Source organism: Vibrio sp. Vb0349 (assembly GCF_033338975.1).
Genome location: NZ_JAWOTS010000118.1, coordinates 1 through 1,714, shown reverse-complemented (window position 1 = coordinate 1,714; position 1,714 = coordinate 1). Strand labels below are relative to the sequence as shown.

Below are 1,714 nucleotides of genomic sequence, written 5' to 3'. Positions count from 1 at the left end.
AATGACGACGCTCTTAGCTCATGGCTATCCAGCAAGCTATGTCATGCAAGCATTAGACGGCCCTTTAATCCTTACACCCTCTAATAAAAGGTAATCAATAAATGGATATTTTGAAAACAACGGTGACCATCACCGGAGCGCTCGCTCCGTGTTTGGTTGCGGCAGGAACGGTAGACAGAACAAAGCTCCCAATTCCTGACATTGAGCCCCAAACTTACACTCAACTCGACGTGCGAGATGTTCAGCGCCCCGAGCCAACTCGCCGAATCGCGGCACCAAAAGATGCACCTAACGTGCTTGTTATTTTGTTAGATGACGTCGGTTTTAGTCAGTCATCCCTTTTTGGTGGCGCAGTTGATATGCCAACACTTGATGCGTTGGCTAAACAAGGTCTTATCTATAACCAATTCCATACAACCGGCGTAAGCTCTGCAACTCGAACTGCCTTGCTTACTGGCCGCAATCATCACCAAAATAATATGGGTTCAATTGCGGAAACATCGACGGCCTTCCCTGGCAATACAAGCGTTCGACCAAACTACATCGCTGCCCTACCAAAAATTTTGAAATATAACGGTTACAGCACGGCAATGTTTGGTAAAAACCACGAAATTCCAGCTTGGGAGACAGGGCCCGCAGGTAACCAAACGCTTTGGCCTTCTGAAGTGGGTTTCGACAAATTCTACGGCTTCTTCGGTGGTGAAACCGACCAGTTCCAACCCGTGTTGATTGACGGTAATACGCGCATTAAAACGCCGCGTAAAAAGAACTATCACTTCACAGCAGATATGACCGACCAAACTATTGAATGGTTGAACCTGCAGCACAGCTATAATGCTGACCAACCGTTCTTCGCTTACTACGCTCCGGGTGCCGCACACGCCCCTCATCAGGCCCCAAGAGAATGGATTGATAAGTTCAAAGGCAAGTTCTCAATGGGCTGGGACAAACTAAGACAAGAGTCGTTTGAACGTCAGAAGAAGTTAGGCATTATTCCACAAGATACGGTTTTGCCACCAATGCCAGACTTTGTGCCTCGTTGGGATTCTCTCTCATCTGATGAAAAACGTGTCTTCGAACGCCAAATGGAAGTTTATGCAGGCTTCTTAGCACACACTGACCATGAGATCGGTCGAGTCATCGACACACTCAAGAAAAATGGTGAATTCGATAATACCTTAATCTTCTACATTGTCGGCGATAACGGTGCGAGCGCAGAAGGCAACCGTAACGGTAGCTTCAACTCACTGGCGTTCTATAACCTCATCACGGAAGATCCTAACCGCGTGCTAGAAAACATCGATAAGCTAGGCGGGCCAGATAGCTTCCCACACTACGCTTCAGGCTGGGCCGTAGCGGGTGACTCTCCATTTACTTGGACAAAGGGAATGTCTTCAGACTTTGGTGGCACTCGAAATGGTATGGTCGTGAGTTGGCCTGCGGGAATCGATAACAAAGGCCAGCCTTTGCGCGATCAATGGTCTCATGTTGTAGATATTGCTCCGACAGTACTAGAAGCCGCTAATTTACCAGTTCCAAAAGAAGTCGATGGTGTTGAGCAAATCCCGATGGCAGGCGTGAGCTTCACTAATACATTTAAGGAAACAAAAGCACAAACACGACACAAACCTCAATATTTCGAACTGGGAGGTAACCGCGCCATCTATCACGAAGGGTGGCTAGCGCGTGTTACTCACTGGGCTTTAACTGAGGG

General features: G+C 47.8%; 1 protein-coding gene. It reads left to right on the top strand.

Annotated features, from left to right (window positions below; all coding sequences use genetic code 11):
• Nucleotides 1–101 precede the first annotated feature (101 nt).
• A partial coding sequence (locus R7Q47_RS23715; protein ID WP_318089588.1) for an arylsulfatase occupies nucleotides 102–1,714 on the top strand: 1,613 nt, incomplete at its 3' end.